General features: G+C 64.2%; 14 protein-coding genes. 7 read left to right on the top strand and 7 right to left on the bottom strand.

The features are described from left to right. Positions 1 to 2: 2 nt before the first annotated feature. A complete protein-coding gene (locus J2Y68_RS04910) occupies positions 3 to 806 on the top strand; it encodes a triose-phosphate isomerase family protein (protein WP_309990468.1) in 804 nt (267 codons plus the stop codon). Here the strand turns inward: J2Y68_RS04910 and J2Y68_RS04915 are convergent. After that, positions 790 to 4,377, bottom strand: coding sequence for a TM0106 family RecB-like putative nuclease (locus J2Y68_RS04915; RefSeq protein ID WP_309990470.1), 3,588 nt, complete (start codon positions 4,375 to 4,377; stop codon positions 790 to 792). The two genes, J2Y68_RS04910 and J2Y68_RS04915, sit on opposite strands and share 17 nt — an antisense overlap. Positions 4,378 to 4,474: 97 nt before the next feature. Between J2Y68_RS04915 and J2Y68_RS04920 the strand changes: the two genes are divergently transcribed. The 3 genes from J2Y68_RS04920 (at position 4,475) to J2Y68_RS04930 (ending at position 8,070) form a co-directional block, all read left to right on the top strand. Beyond that, complete coding sequence (locus tag J2Y68_RS04920) at positions 4,475 to 4,927, top strand: nucleoside deaminase (RefSeq protein ID WP_309990473.1); 453 nt, start codon at positions 4,475 to 4,477, stop codon at positions 4,925 to 4,927. Between the two features lie 94 nt (positions 4,928 to 5,021). Continuing rightward, positions 5,022 to 5,456: a CBS domain-containing protein gene (locus tag J2Y68_RS04925; RefSeq protein WP_309990475.1), complete on the top strand. Its 435-nt coding sequence runs from the start codon at positions 5,022 to 5,024 to the stop codon at positions 5,454 to 5,456. A 172-nt stretch (positions 5,457 to 5,628) separates the two neighbouring features. Next, positions 5,629 to 8,070 carry a Tex family protein gene (locus tag J2Y68_RS04930; protein ID WP_309990478.1) on the top strand — a complete coding sequence of 814 codons (2,442 nt, stop codon included), beginning with the start codon at positions 5,629 to 5,631 and terminating at the stop codon, positions 8,068 to 8,070. 3 nt (positions 8,071 to 8,073) lie between these two features. Here the strand turns inward: J2Y68_RS04930 and J2Y68_RS04935 are convergent, their stop codons facing one another. The 3 genes from J2Y68_RS04935 to J2Y68_RS04945 form a co-directional block, all read right to left on the bottom strand. Then, positions 8,074 to 9,087: an alpha/beta hydrolase gene (locus J2Y68_RS04935; RefSeq protein WP_309990480.1), complete on the bottom strand. Its 1,014-nt coding sequence runs from the start codon at positions 9,085 to 9,087 to the stop codon at positions 8,074 to 8,076. Continuing rightward, on the bottom strand, positions 9,084 to 9,446 hold the full coding sequence (locus tag J2Y68_RS04940) for a DUF1622 domain-containing protein (RefSeq protein ID WP_235519090.1): 363 nt from the start codon (positions 9,444 to 9,446) through the stop codon (positions 9,084 to 9,086). Before J2Y68_RS04940 ends, J2Y68_RS04935 begins: the two co-directional genes overlap by 4 nt. Before the next feature lie 109 nt (positions 9,447 to 9,555). Further along, a complete protein-coding gene (locus tag J2Y68_RS04945) occupies positions 9,556 to 10,464 on the bottom strand; it encodes an MSMEG_6728 family protein (RefSeq protein WP_309990484.1) in 909 nt (302 codons plus the stop codon). An 82-nt stretch (positions 10,465 to 10,546) separates the two neighbouring features. Here J2Y68_RS04945 and J2Y68_RS04950 point away from each other — a divergent pair, with 82 nt between their 5' ends. The 3 genes from J2Y68_RS04950 to J2Y68_RS04960 all read left to right on the top strand — a co-directional run bounded on the left by J2Y68_RS04950 (position 10,547) and on the right by J2Y68_RS04960 (position 12,987). Beyond that, complete coding sequence (locus J2Y68_RS04950; protein ID WP_211712965.1) at positions 10,547 to 11,578, top strand: adenosine deaminase; 1,032 nt, start codon at positions 10,547 to 10,549, stop codon at positions 11,576 to 11,578. Positions 11,579 to 11,733: 155 nt separating this feature from the next. Next, positions 11,734 to 12,609, top strand: a complete 876-nt coding sequence (locus J2Y68_RS04955) for a pullulanase X25 domain-containing protein (RefSeq protein WP_309990487.1) — start codon at positions 11,734 to 11,736, stop codon at positions 12,607 to 12,609. Positions 12,610 to 12,702: 93 nt separating this feature from the next. Then, the gene (locus J2Y68_RS04960; RefSeq protein WP_309990488.1) at positions 12,703 to 12,987 is read left to right on the top strand and encodes an acylphosphatase; all 285 of its coding nucleotides are present in this window, start codon (positions 12,703 to 12,705) and stop codon (positions 12,985 to 12,987) included. A 5-nt stretch (positions 12,988 to 12,992) separates the two neighbouring features. On the opposite strand, the gene J2Y68_RS04965 is transcribed toward J2Y68_RS04960, so the two are convergent. The 3 genes from J2Y68_RS04965 to J2Y68_RS04975 form a co-directional block, all read right to left on the bottom strand. Continuing rightward, entirely contained in the window at positions 12,993 to 13,385 is a 393-nt protein-coding gene (locus J2Y68_RS04965; protein ID WP_309990491.1) for a type II toxin-antitoxin system VapC family toxin, read from the bottom strand. Next, a complete protein-coding gene (locus J2Y68_RS04970) occupies positions 13,382 to 13,648 on the bottom strand; it encodes a type II toxin-antitoxin system Phd/YefM family antitoxin (RefSeq protein WP_284986017.1) in 267 nt (88 codons plus the stop codon). Before J2Y68_RS04970 ends, J2Y68_RS04965 begins: the two co-directional genes overlap by 4 nt. Positions 13,649 to 13,723: 75 nt before the next feature. Next, positions 13,724 to 14,617 carry a ribokinase gene (locus J2Y68_RS04975; RefSeq protein WP_309990496.1) on the bottom strand — a complete coding sequence of 298 codons (894 nt, stop codon included), beginning with the start codon at positions 14,615 to 14,617 and terminating at the stop codon, positions 13,724 to 13,726. Positions 14,618 to 14,632: the final 15 nt, after the last annotated feature.

The raw sequence follows: 14,632 nt of genomic DNA on the forward strand, positions 1-14,632 counted from the left end.
CCATGCGCCAAGCTGCCTCCCTCCCTTCGCCTGACGTCCTTTACGTAGGAGTCAGCACCAAAATGTACATGGGCTACGCGCAGTCCCTGGCGTGGTTGGAGCAGTTGGTGGCTGAAGTGGACGCCCGCCCGGCCCTTGCGGCCGGGCGGGTGGTCCCGTTCGTGATCCCGTCGTTTCCTGTGTTGCCCGCCGCAGCCGCGGCGATGGCGGATTCTCCCCTCCTGCTCGGCGCGCAGAACTGTGGATGGGCTGATGGGCCATGGACAGGGGAGGTTTCCCCTTCGATGCTCGCCGAGCTCGGTGTGGGCCTCGTAGAAATCGGCCACGCTGAACGGCGACGCCACTTCGCCGAAGACGACCGTGTGGTGGCACTCAAGGTCAGGGCCGCCGTCCATGCTGGCCTCACCCCGCTGCTGTGCGTGGGGGAGCCTGAGCTCAGCACGCCAGAAGCTGCGGCGGAGTTGGTGTTCCGGCAGATCAGGGCAGCCGTATCCGGTGACTGGTCCGTCGCTTCCGGGCTCATCATTGCTTACGAGCCGGTGTGGGCCATCGGTGCTCCTGAGCCGGCGTCGGCTGCCTACGTCTCGCGGGTGGTGGCTGCCTTGCGGGACTCGCTAGGCCAGCACGGCCTGGTTGATTTGCCCGTCATATATGGGGGGTCGGCCAAGCCGGGGCTGCTGCCCCAGCTTTCAGGCGTATCGGGGTTGTTCCTGGGACGCTTCGCGCACAATGCCCGGAATTTCGGCCTGGTGCTGGACGAAGCGTTGAGCTTCAGTACGGCCGAGGTTCTTAACGGGCCTCTTTAAGGCCATCAGCTGTGCCAACACTCCGTTGGCAGAGGGCCACGAAGCCGCCAAGGTTCTCCAGTCCCTCCGGATGTGTCGGGAGGTAGTTTGTCAGTTCCGGCGAACGCACAACGACGGCACGCCACTGACCGCGCGACACAGCCACGTTGATCCGGTTGCGAAGGAGCAGGAACTCCATGCCCCGGGGAACCTCAGCTGCTGCCGAGGCGGCCATGGACACGATGACCACCGGTGCTTCCTGCCCTTGGAACTTGTCCACTGTTCCTACCCGCACGCTGAGAAAGCCTGCGGCCCGGAGCTCATGCTTGATGAGCTGGACCTGGGCGTTGTAGGCCGCGACCACCAGGATGTCGGATTCCTGGAGGGGCTTGGGATCCGGGGCCTGCGAGGGGTCCAGCCATTCCAGTCCCAGATGGGCTTGGACCTGCCTGACCACTTCGGCGGCTTCTTCGGGCGAGTTGCTCGAATTCCCGGTGTGCGGGACATAGACGCAGGAGATCCCGGGACTCGCCCCTTCCAAGTGGCGTTCCTTGGCGGCAGGCGCTGACTCGAGCCGGTTGTCGTACGAGAGCTCTGAAACTGCGCTGCAGAGTTCGGGATGCATACGCCAGGACAGAGCCAGGAAATAGCCCAGTTCCGGCGGCAAGGTGTTGTAGCCATCAGAGAGCCAGCCAAGTGCCGACTCATCTACGGGTTCCGGATGTTTGCCCTGCGTGACCTGGGGCAGCTGCTGCGGATCGCCCAGGAGCAGGAGCCGTTTGGCTGCGCGACTCACTGCCATGGTGTTAGCCAGCGAGAATTGGCCGGCTTCGTCGATGACCAGCAAATCCAAGGAACCGGCGGGGACTTCCTTGCCAACCATGGTCCAGGCGGTCCCGCCGATCAGGGCACCTCCCGGCTTGGCGAGCAAGTCCTCGACGTTGCCCTTTCCGCAGTGCATCCACGGCACGGGGTTATCGTGCTTGACTTCCTTGGCAACCCGGTGCGGATCCACCCCTGCTTTCTCCACGGCGGCGCACAGCATGTTCTCCACCACGGCGTGTGACTGCGCCACGACGCCCACCTTCCAGCCGTTGGCTATGAGCCGCGCCAAGACGTGGGCGCCGACATGGGTCTTGCCACTCCCCGGAGGACCCTGGACGGCCAGGTAGGAATCGTCCAGGTCGGTAACAGCCGCAGTGATGGCGTCGATGTAACCATCAGGCCCGGGCTCCACACGAGGCAGGGCCTCCAGGCTCCGCAGCTTGGGCGGCCTTCTCCGCACCAGGTCCAGTGCCGGGTCCTGTGGCCAGTCCGGAAGTGCGTCCTTGAGTTGTGCTGCCAGCGCGGCGAGGGCCGCCCGCTGGCCTTTCGTAGCGATGGGCGGATCCGGGGTCAGTGCAATGGGCAGTTGGCTGAACGCACTTGAGTCCTTGCGAAGGCCTTCGGTGATAGTGACCGTTTCGAAGTCCTGGTCCTCTCCAACCTCGGTGACCAGGGTCCCGTTCCAGCCGGCCCTGCCCAGCACGGCCGATTCCTTCCCCTGCAAGCCGTCCGGAAGGGGCGAGCCATACATTCTGAAGTACTTCTTGCCGGCCTCGAGTCCTGCTCCGTCCCCCGAGCGGCCATAGAGCTTCACCGTCCGCGCCGGGTTGCTCCGGGGTGTCGGCTTAGCCCAGTCCTGGAGCATCTCAGCGTGATCCACCACGAAGAGGTCACGCTCGTCCGGCCACTGCGAGGTGGGCTTTTCCAATCGGTCGAAGTGCCCCCACCAATGCTGCTTGTCCTCGCGGCGGTGGTAGCCCACTCCAGCTGCGACGATGCCAATGGCGCGCGCATCCGCGGTGGACTTCTCATCCTCCGGTAGGCCAGCCAGGTAATCGAACAGGGATTTTTCTTCCGGGGCTGCTTCGTACTTCTCGGGTTCTGTATCTGTGGGAGCTGCGTCGTCCGATCCGCCGACCGGATGGATGGAGCGTTCTGCCGCCCGGGCGAGAAGCCAGTTGCGCAGCTCCAGGGTTGAGAGGCAGTCGTACTCGTTGTAGTCCCGGATGCCCTCAAGGATTGCCGCCGCCGCGTCTGCTTCACCAGTGTCCCGCGCCGTGCAAAAGTCCGCGTAGGCAACCACGGAGGCGCCGGCGTCGGTGACGTCCCCGGAGCGCAGGTGCTGGCCCATGTAGAGAGGCTCAAGCTTCTTGATGCTGTACGAGTTTTCGGAGACACGGATGCTGTGGCGCACGGTGTCGTAAAGGTCCACCAGGACGCCCTCGCGCAGGAGATCGTCGACGGCGGATTCGCCCACCACGTGCGTCAGGGAAAGGTTTCTGAGGGCCGTTTTCTCGTAGGCGGCGTAGTGGTAGATGTGCATCCCCGGATATTGCGCGCGACGTTTGGCCACGTAGTCCAGGAAAGCCACGAACGCTTGGCCTTCTTCAGCACGCGAGTGCGCCCAGAAGGGCCGGAACACTGGTGCGGCCCCGGGTCCTACAGGATTCTCAATGACGCCGAAGAGGTACTCAAGCCCCCATTTTCCGGTGACAGGGTCCTGCCAGAGGGGATCGCCCTCGAAATCGAAGAAGATGTCGCCCGGGTCGGGCACGGGGAGCCTGCCCAAGGTGTTGTCAGGAAGCACTGTGTAACTCACCGACTTGGCTTCGCCGGACTTGTCCGTGTAATTGACCGTTCCATCAGGCGTGCCTGTGCCGGTCTGCAGTTGGGCTTGCTCCCGGAGCCTGAGGAACATCGGGTCGCCGTCAGCAGGAGAGGCTGCCAGTTGGTCGATGGTGGTGATCCCGGCCTCGATCAGTTTCTTCCGCCGGCTGATGCGCATCCCTGCAACCATCAGGAGGTCCCGGTGGAACTGGACCTGCTCGGCACAGTAATCGCAGCGGCCGCATGCGGAGAAGCGGGCGTCACCCCATTCGATGGGCCCGGGCTCCGCAATGTGCGCAGCGGTCATGCCAAGGAATCGGGCGCGCCGCTCCCTGAACACCGGGAGGACCTGCGACAAAGGGTGGTCGCTGTGGACACGGTTGCCCAGGACCAGGGTGAGCGTGGGGTCAGGCGTGATGCCGGCCTGCAGCATTTGATCCCCGTACGCGGCCAATTGCAGCAAGGCCGTGACTTTCGCATGCCGTGCCAGCTTGGTGTCAAAGACTGCGTACATGCCACCGGGACGTTTCACCAGAAAGTCAGAGCGGCCATGGAACTGGCCGTCGAAGAAGGCGGCCTGGAATACGATGTCCGCGCCGGATTTGAGGGCGTCGATGGATTCCGCGTGCTTGGCCGAAAGGGTGGTGCGGTCCATCGCGTCGGCCGGGACGACGTCGTAAACGCCTTTTCCTGTCGTCGGATCCCAGTGCCCAAACTCAGCCACGAAGTCATCCAGCACCCTGTGCTCATGGACGTCTCCCAGCTGTGCGGTGCGCTCAAGCATGGCGTCCGGCGGGAAGTCCGGTTTGGCGGCGCGGCCCAGCTTTTCATCGAGTTTCCGGAGCAACTGGTACTCGCAGGTGGCAGCGATGACGAGGTCGCTGGCGGAGAAGACCAGGTCCTGCGGGGCGCCTGCGGTCTCGGAATCGAGAAAGAACACCGCGACCCACCTTCCTTCCGTGCCATGGTTAAACCCTTGCAGCCAAGCTATCAGCGGGCCCCGACAATTTAGCCTTGAAGCAATTTAGACTTCACCCATGACTGAAACAGCCCGCGCCGCCGACCCCGCTTTTGAAGCCGCGTTCCAGGCCGCGCAGAAGAGTCTCAGCGAGGGCGGGATCCCCATCGGAGCTGCCTTGGCCCGCAACGGTGTGGTCATCGCAAGTGGCCACAACGAACGCGTGCAGCACGGCGACCCGATCGCGCACGGGGAGATGTCCGCACTACGCGCCGCCGGACGCCAGAAAAGCTACCGTGACACCACGCTCTACACCACGTTGGCACCGTGTGCGATGTGCACGGGAACCATCATCCAGTTCAAGATTCCACGCGTTGTAGTGGGCGAAGCGGAGACCTTTCCCGGCGAGTTCGATCTCCTCCGTTCACGCGGCGTGGAAGTGGTGGTTTTGGATGATTCCCGGTGCGTCGACATGATGCGGACCTTCCAGGAAAGTCACCCGGAACTGTGGGCTGAGGACATCGCTGAATAGGTGAATCGAGCGTAGGCTTGGCATCATCGGCGCTGAGCCGAAAGACTCATCCCGTAGGCCCCGCGTCGGTAATCCAATCGATGAAGGAGGATCCATGAGTGTCGTACGTGAATTCATGTCAACGGACTGCCAGTGCATCGAAGAGGACAAGACTCTTCAGGATGCCGCCAGGCTGATGAGGGACCTGGACTGCGGCTCACTTCCCATTTGCGGCCGTGACGGCAAGCTCACAGGCTTCATCACCGACCGCGACATTGTGGTCAAGTGTTTGGCTGAGGGCAAGGACGCCCGCGAAGTCCGCGCCGGCGACCTCGCCACAGGGAAGCCCTACTGGGTTGACGCAGATGCCAACGTCGATGACGCCATCGTGATGATGGAAGAGCACCAGGTGCGCCGCCTGCCGGTCATCAGCGACCACAAGCTGGTGGGCATTATCAGCCAGGGCGACATCGCCCGCCACCACTACGCAGAAGAACGCCTTGGTGAAATGGTGGAGCACATCTCCGCCAAGGAGCACATGGCCCACTAGGCCCGGCCCTATTACGGGTAGCCGGCCACCAACCCCAGCCGCCGCGAGGCACTCCTTCCGAGGAACGCCTCGCGGCCCGTCTTTTGCTCCAACTACACCACTAACAGGGCCGCAGGGATAGGCCCTGCAGGAAGCCGGACCTGAAACTGTCGGCCGGGTGAGGCAAACTGTCATGGTGACTTCAAATCTCCAACACCAGTCAGCCGACTCCGCTATCCACGCCCAGATCGCCGAAGAACTCGGCGTCAAAGCCTGGCAGGTCAAGGCCGCGGTGGAACTGCTCGACGCCGGATCCACCGTTCCGTTTATCGCCCGCTACCGTAAGGAAGCCACCGGGACGCTCGACGACACCCAGCTCCGCGACCTTGAAGAACGCCTCAGGTACCTGCGGGAACTGGAAGAACGGCGCAAGTCCGTCCTCGAGGCGATTGCCGCCCAAGGCAAGCTGACCCCGGAACTGGAAGCCGCCGTCGTCGGTGCCGATACAAAGGCGCGGCTGGAGGATATCTACCTTCCCTTCAAATCGAAGCGCCGCACCAAAGCCCAGATCGCCCGCGAGGCCGGGCTGGAACCGCTCGCCGACGTGCTGCTGGCCAATCCGCAGCTGGACCCCACCACCGAAGCCGCCAAATACCTGAACGCAGAGCACTCCATCGAGGATGCCGCCACGGCGCTCGCGGGTGCGCGGGCCATCCTTGTGGAGCGCGTCGGGCAGGATGCGGACTTGGCTGAGGACCTCCGCGAACGGCTCTGGAAGCAAGGCCGCATGGTGTCCCGCGTCAAGAAGGGCATGGAGGCTGAGGGCCAGAAGTTCAAGGACTACTTCGAGTTCACCCAGGTGCCCTCGGGGATGCCGTCGCACCGCGTCCTTGCCTTGCTGCGTGGTGAGAAGGATGGCGTCCTGGAGTTGGATCTCGCTGAAGCAGACCCCGACGACGACGACGCCCTGGCCGCCGCCCGCGGCCGGTACGAGAACGCTGTGGCCAAGTGCCTGGGGGTTTCCAACCAGGGCAGGCCCGCCGATACATGGCTGACGCAGACCGCGCAGCTCGCCTGGCGCGGACGCATCCTGGACCGGCTCACCACGGACCTTCGTGGTCGCATGTTCGCGGACGCAGAAGATGAAGCCGTGCGCGTCTTCGCCGCCAACCTGCGCGACGTCCTCTTGGCCGCCCCCGCGGGAAACCGCGCAACGCTGGGCCTGGACCCAGGTTTGCGGACCGGCGTGAAGGTCGCGGTGGTGGACGGGACCGGCAAGGTGGTCACTACAGACACCATCTACCCGCACGCACCCGCGAAGAAGTGGGACGAAGCACTGGCCACCCTCGGCCGGCTCGCCAAACAGTACAACGTGGAACTGGTGGCGATCGGCAACGGAACGGCTTCCCGCGAGACGGACAAGCTGGCAACCGAGCTCATCAAGTCCCTTGAGGCTGCCGGGTCCAAGGGTATCCAGAAGCTGGTGGTGTCTGAGGCCGGAGCCTCGGTGTACTCCGCGTCCGCGCTCGCAGCTTCCGAGCTTCCGGGGATGGATGTTTCGTTGCGTGGGGCTGTGTCCATTGCCCGCCGCTTGCAGGATCCGCTGGCGGAACTGGTCAAGATTGAGCCGAAGTCCATCGGTGTGGGGCAGTACCAGCACGACGTCACCGCCGCGAAGCTGGACCGTTCATTGGATGCCGTGGTGGAGGACTGCGTGAACGCTGTGGGCGTGGATGTGAACACTGCCTCACCAGCGCTGCTCAGCCGGGTGGCCGGCGTCGGGCCGCTGCTCAGCGAGAACATCGTGGCTTACAGGAACCAGAATGGTCCGTTCGCCAAACGAAGCGACCTCAAGAAGGTGCCGCGCCTGGGCGCGAAGGCCTTCGAACAGTGCGCAGGATTCCTTCGGATTACCGGGGGAGCGGAGCCCCTGGACGCCTCCAGCGTTCACCCCGAGGCGTACTCCGTGGCCCGTAAGATCCTGGTTGCGGCCGGTGGTGGACCTGCCACGGCCTTGGACCCGCAGGCCTTCGTCGACGGCACGTTCGGCCTTCCCACGGTCAAGGACATCATGTCCGAGCTGGAGAAGCCGGGCCGCGATCCCCGTCCCGCGTTCAAGGCGGCATCGTTCTCCGAGGGCATCGAGAAGATCTCCGACCTCAAGCCCGGCATGATCCTGGAAGGCACGGTCACCAATGTTGCCGCTTTTGGCGCGTTCGTGGACGTGGGAGTGCACCAGGACGGTTTGGTCCACGTCTCGGCCCTGTCCAACAAGTTCGTGTCGGATCCGCGCGAGATCGTGAAGTCCGGCCAGGTCGTCCGGGTCAAGGTCCTTGAGGCGGATCCCGAGCGCAAGCGCATCTCACTGACGTTGAGGCTCGACGACCAACCCGGCACCGGGGGCGGCCGCACCTCAGGTGGGCGTGCTTCGGGTGATGGCCAGCGTCCTGGGGGACAGCAGGGGCAGCGCGGCGGCCAGCCCGGTCAGCGAGCTGGAGGTCAGGGCGATCGCCGCGGTAACCAGGGCCACCCGCAGCAGGGTGGGCAGCGTCAGGGCAAGCCCCAGCAAGCACCGTCCGCGCCCGCCAACACGGCAATGGCCGAGGCGCTGCGTCGGGCAGGACTGGGGAAGTAGGGCCTAGGAGCCTGCGGTCCTGGCTTCCCACGCCCCTGCACCCGAGGGCTGCAGCGCCGCGGGAAGCCAGCGACCGATCCGCGCAAAGGCTTCCCGCCGGATGGGTTCGGGCGACAGGAAGATGTCGTGGAGCGCGTTCGGCAGCCGGCTGATGGTGACGGTGTCCGCAAGGGAAAGTGACCGGTGGGCTACGGCGTCGACGTTGAGGGCCACGTCAGCGGTGAGCGCGTCGGCGGACCATTTTGGCTGCAGGTAGCTCTTGTCCGAGAGCATCACCAACACCGGAACGTCGATGCCCAGACCCGCCGCGACGGTCGCCTGTCCACGGAACACCGCGTCAAGGAACGCCGGGGTGAGGGGGAATCCCCGGTCCGGACGCCACTCGAGGTTGTAGTCCCATTCGCCGTCCAACGCCGCGGAAACAGCCCGGGTATAAATTCCGAGGTCCACCGGTGGCAGTGGGGTCAGCGGGTGCAGCCGTGCATGCAGGCCGAGCAAGGGCGCAATAGCCCGTCGGCCGAGCTCCGTGGCTTGGAACTCCAGCCAAGGACTGTTGAGGATCAATGCCGAAGCCGCCCCCGGATGCCGGTGGGCCCACAGGCTCAGGGTCAGCCCACCGGTCGAGTGGCCCAGCAGGATCAGGGGCCGTTCTGAATTCCCCGAGCGTCCCATGGCTTCCAGCGCCGCGCCGATGTCGGCGTCGTAGTCGGCCAGGTTGGTGACGAAGCCCGGGACCAACCCGGGCCGGAGGCTGCGGCCATAATTGTGCAGGTCCAAGGCGAAGAAGCGCGCGCCGGCGTTATGCCAGAACTCGGCCACATGGCGTTGGAAAAAGTAGTCGGACCAGCCGTGCACGTACAGGACATCGGCGTCCAAACTGCGACCGTCCAGGTCAGGCTGCGCGTGGGAAGTGGCGCCAACGTACCTCACCAAGGTGGCGACAGCGCCGCCGTCGAGCTCTAAAGTTTGTTGCTCAAAGCCGTCACCAAGAATGTCCGCAACCCATGACCCGGTCACGAAGTCTTCTCCTTCTGCCACGGCCAACGCCCGGTGATTTCGAGTTCCAGCGAGAAGCTCAGGAACGTCCGGATCAGGACGATGATCGCCAGCACCCCGACGCTCTCGAACGTGGGGGTGACGGCGACGGTTCGGATGATGTCGGCCGCCACCAGCAGTTCCAAGCCCAGCAGGATGGACCTGCCCAACAATTGCCGGTAGGCGCGGTACGGGGAGAACGGTTCCAGGCCGCTGGCGCGTTTGGGTTGGTATCCACGGAGGGCCATGGGGATGGACACCAAGGCGCCGATCACCATCACCGCCACCCCGGCGAAGTCCATGTACCGGCCGACTGCTTCGATGATGTGCTGGAAATCCATGGCCCTCCCCGGTTAGCTGCGTGCCTCCACCGTCTCACAAACCAACGACGGCGGCAGTCAGGTTCCGGAGCTACGGAACCTGACTGCCGCCGTCGTGAACCAGCAAACGCTACAGCGCGGGCGCCGGGACCCGGTAGAACACGCGGGGATCTTGCAGGAGCGCCGGGTAGTCGAAATCGGAGCGCTTGATCACGTTGGTGACTTCGAAGTTGCGGGCGAAGCGTCCGTCAACGGTGATGGGGCGTCCCTGGATGAGGCCGACGGCGAAGACCTGGCCGCCGTCGAACGGAACCGCGATCTCGGTCTTGCCAGGCAAGGTGTTGAACGCCTGCTCCTGGGCTTGACGCTTGCGCGTTGGCTTCTTTTCCTTCGGCGCGGCGGGACGCTTTTTGGGCCCACCAACCTGCCTGCGGGACTTCTCCTCGGCGTACACGAATTCGTACTCGTCGGGGTCCGAAACGGGCTTCGCCTTGCCGTGCGGGGGCATGCTGACCGTGGTGAGCTGCTCCGGGCGGATTTCCTCCACTGGGGCGCGCAGGATCCAGAGGCTGTCCTCTTCGGGTTCCTCGGGGTGGAACTCGTGCTTGGGCTCCGGCCACACGTATTCCAGTTTTTCATCCGTGCCCGGGAACAGTCGGGTGTAGAACTTGGGGTCCTTGCCGATCAGCTTGGAGCGGTGGCTGAGGTGCAGGTCCTCGTGTCCGAGCCATGGCGGCATGATGATCCTGGACGCATAGTCCGGGTGGGCCGCCTGGGGTGCGAACTCCGCGATGTTGGTGCGGGTGTTGTCCGGGTGGCCCCGCTCCATCCATTCGTCGGCCATCGCCAAGCCGTACAGGGTGAGCGCCGGGACGTGGCCCATCCACATGCGCACGGCCGGGTGTGACTGCCAACCGTACTCCGGGATCACCAGCGCGCGGAGGACTTGGAGTGCTTCGACGCGCTGTTTGCCGAGCCTTGAGGTGTCGAGCGCCGCGGCGCTCTCACGGAAATCGGCGAAAGGGAGGAAAGTCTGCATCCTTTCAGTTTGAGGGTGCCGGGCTTGAGAACCAAGTTGAGTGCTCCGGGACACGTACGGCGATGGGGCCTAGAGTTGTCGGGTGGAAACTTTTGGCGAGAAAACTACAACCACGGCGCCCCCGGTTGCCGAACTGCACCTGCACATCGAAGGGACCCTCCAGCCAGAGCTGATCTTTGCCCTGGCCGAACGCAACGGCATTGAACTGCCGTATGAAGACATCGGGGAACTCCGGGAAAAGTACGAGTTCACTGACCTGCAATCCTTCCTGGACCTCTACTACGCCAACATGGCCGTCCTGCAAACCGAGCAGGACTTCACCGACATGACCCGTGCCTACCTGAAGCGCGCCGCCGCCGGGGGAGTGCGCCATGCGGAAATCATGATGGACCCCCAGGCCCATGTTTCCCGGGGTGTCGCACTGGAAACCTGCGTCAACGGGGTGGCCAACGCCCTGGCAACCTCCGAAGAGGACTTCGGCGTTTCGACCCTGCTCATCGCGGCTTTCCTGCGGGACATGTCCGAGGATTCAGCCCTTGAGGTGCTGGACCAGCTCCTGGCCATGCACGCACCCATCGCCGGCATCGGGTTGGACTCTGCAGAGGTGGGCAACCCGCCGTCGAAATTTGAACGTCTGTACCAGCGCGCCGGCGAGGCCGGGCTGCGCAGGATCGCCCACGCGGGTGAGGAAGGTCCGGCCTCCTACATCACGGAGGCGCTGGACGTCCTCCACGTCGAGCGCATTGATCACGGCATCCGCTGCATGGAAGATACGGACGTTGTCCAGCGACTCGTCGCCGAGCAGGTGCCGCTGACCGTTTGTCCGTTGTCGAATGTGCGCCTACGCGCGGTGGACAAGCTGGAAGACCATCCGCTCCCGGAAATGCTCGCCATCGGTTTGAACGTTTGCGTGAATTCAGATGACCCCGCCTACTTTGGTGGGTACGTGGATGACAACTTTGAGCAGTTGGTCAAGGTCCTGGAATTCTCGGTACCGGAGCAGGCAACCCTGGCCGCGAACTCCATCCGGTCCTCGTTCGCCAGCGACGCCCGAAAAGCGGTGCTGTTGGACGAAGTCACGGAGTGGGTCAAGGCCTCTGTGCCGCACCCCTGAGGCTCGCTTGGGCACGGCAGCCGAGACCCGTAGATCACTTGAGGCGGCTGTGATGTCACACTCGGTCACGACACACGGTGTTTACCTTCAGCAGTCGTGGGAATTAACAAATCATTGGCAAACTGCTGTGGAGTAACCACCGTTGAAGGAGAAGCATGGGCGCGAACACCGCCGAAAACACCAACCTTCGTCTGAAGGCCGTACTGGACATCCTCGCTGAAAGCGTGTGGTCCGGGACTTCACTGAACGCCGGGGAGGTATTGGCTGAGGCGATTGCCCGCGTTCCCTTCAACGACCACGAAGCGGAGCTCCTGAGTGGCGGCATCCCGCGCGGCCACAAGACCCTGACGTCGGCTTCGGCGAAACTGGTCAAGGCCGGGTGGCTGGTCAAGGGCCGATCCGGGTGGACCATTCCCGAGGACGGCCTGCGCGCCACAGTCGCTTTCCCTGACGTGGCGGCTTTCGCGGCAGCGCTTGACGCCGGAACGCCGGTACCAGCCGACGTTCCAGTTCCGACGGCCCCGCCAGTGAAGCCTGCGGCGAAGAAGGCAGCAACCAAGCGGGCTGCAGCCAAGAAGGCGGCTCCTGATGAAGTGGCTGAGCCGAAGGTTGCCGCTGCCAAGGTGTCCGCACCGAGGGCCAAGGCTGCTGCAAAGGCTGAGCCGGCCGCAAAGAAGTCACCGCGCAAGGCGACTTCGAAAGCTGCGGCAGCTACCGCCGTCGAGACCGTGCCGCAGCCGGACGCCGTCGCGGTGGCGGGCGACTTCAACACCATCCTGGGCGCACCCGAGGACTGGGCGCCGCAGTACGACGAAGCCCAGATGGAGTTCAACCCGCTGGTTCAGGTGTGGACGCTAACGGCTGATCTTCCGGCCGGGCACTACACCTACAAGATCGCCCTGAACCGTTCGTGGGATGAGAACTACGGTGCGTTCGGCGCCCGCGACGGTGCCAACCACGAGTTGAACCACGACGGCGGTCCCGTCACCATCACGTACAGCCACGTGACCCGGGACATCGTGATCGGCTAGCTCTTTGGTTTGCTGGAACCCGACCTTGTTCGTGGCGCCTCCCGTTGTACGGGGCGCGTGACGGACAAGGGCGGGACTCGTTAAGGTGGGTCCATGGAGGCAGACACGGTCCGGGTTACCGCGCGCATTTCGGGCATGGTGCAAGGCGTGGGTTTTCGCTACTGGACTGCTCGCAAAGCCGATGAACTGATGCTCACAGGGACTGTGCGGAACGCTCCGGATGGTTCGGTGGAACTCGTAGCCGAAGGGTCCGTGGAACGTGTGGAGCGTTTCACGAGCTGGCTCAACTCCCCGCAGGCCCCGGGCCGGGTGGAGAACGTAGACTTTCAGGTTTCCGAGGCCACCGGGGAGTTCGACGACTTCCGGATCGTTGGGTAGCAGCCCTAATTTCCCGGTGACGCAGTCATGAGCCCGGACTCCTTCGCAGCCATGAGCAGTTCCTGGTCATAGGCCACCACCGCGTCCGCCTGCAATCTGATGGCGGTTGCAAGATGGATTGCGTCTGCGCTCCGAAGTTGCCCGGGCAGGGCTGAGGCATACATCAGGTCCGAGCGGGTGACATCAACCAGATTGATGCCTGTTAGGACGTCGTTGACTTGGTCATAGGGCAGGTTGCGGCGGCGTGCTGCGCAATGAAGCTCGGTATAGAGGAGCATCGACGTCACTAAATGGCCTCCGCCCTCGCGGACGTCGTAGAGGTAGGCGGCCAGTGCCACGGATTCGCGTTCCTCCACCACAAGCTTCAGAATCGCAGATGTATCGGCGTAGACGATCACCGATCGCCACGCAGGTCGGCCAGAATCTCGGCCGTGGACATTTCACTCTGAACCCGCGGCAGGATCCGGTAGTCGACCGGCGAGGCAGAGGCGGGCCGTACGCTGCCAGCTCGAAGGAGACGCTCGAACGGAGATGCAGACGGCGGAATGAGGGTAGCGGCGATCTCGCCGTTGTTGGTGACGTCGATGACCTCACCGTTCTTGACGCGTTCGAGTATCTTGCTGCTTTGATTGCGCAGTTCGCGGTGCGGAATAGTTGTCATGGTTAGCCTCCGTAGCAATCGTAGCAGCCGAGAGCGATGAGCCTCGATAACATCGGCCAAAACGCAATCGGCGGACTATGCAGTGGCGGAACCTGACGCGAGCGAGGTCCGCGTCGCCTCGATGTAGTGCTCCAACGGCTGCAGCGCAGGCTGCGACGAAGCATCCCGGACCGCGTCCGCGCCAACGGCATTCGCCGTCGCAAGGGCGTGTGAGTAATCAAGCCCAGCCTGGAGTGCCAGAACCAGGGCCGCACAGAAGGCATCCCCAGCTCCGATGGTGTTGGCTATGTCCGTGACTCGCACGGCAGGAGCTTCGGCCACCCTTTCGCCGTCGACGAAGATCGCCGAGCCGTCGCCACCGTACGTGACGGCGACCAGCGGGGCGTCCGTCAGGGCCGGGATCAACTCATATTCGGTCTCGTTCACGATCACCAGGTGGCAGCGCTCCAGCAACTCCGGAATGAGGGGTGCCGCCGGGGCTGCGTTCAGTGCGAAGAATCCCTTGCTGGCCCGAGCTGCCTCGAGGGCAACGTCCTGGTCCACTTCCAGCTGGCACAACACGGCCTCGTCATCGCCGAAGCTCACGTCGGCCAGGCTCACGGACGCGTTGGCGCCGGGGCACACCACAATCTGGTTTTCGCCGTCGCTGTCCACCAGCACCAACGCGGTACCGGTAGCTTCGTCGACGGCGGCGATGTCGCTGATATCGACGCCGGCGCCAGCCATTGCGTCCAGAAGCGTGCGTCCGGCGTCATCCTGGCCGACGGCCCCCACCATGCGTGAGCTGCCCGCGAGCCGGGCTGCGGCGACGGCCTGGTTGGCGCCCTTGCCACCGGGTTGCTGCCGCAGGACAGCCCCGCCCACGGTCTCGCCGGGCGAGGGGAGACGGCTGGCGGTGGCCGTGATGTCGAGGTTGATGCTGCCCACCACAGTGAGTGTGGGCGCAGAGGACTGAACGGGCGTGCTCATGGGAGGTCCTTTTCG

It is taken from the genome of Paenarthrobacter nitroguajacolicus (genome assembly GCF_031455195.1).
Classification (GTDB): Bacteria; Actinomycetota; Actinomycetes; order Actinomycetales; family Micrococcaceae; genus Arthrobacter; species Arthrobacter nitroguajacolicus_D.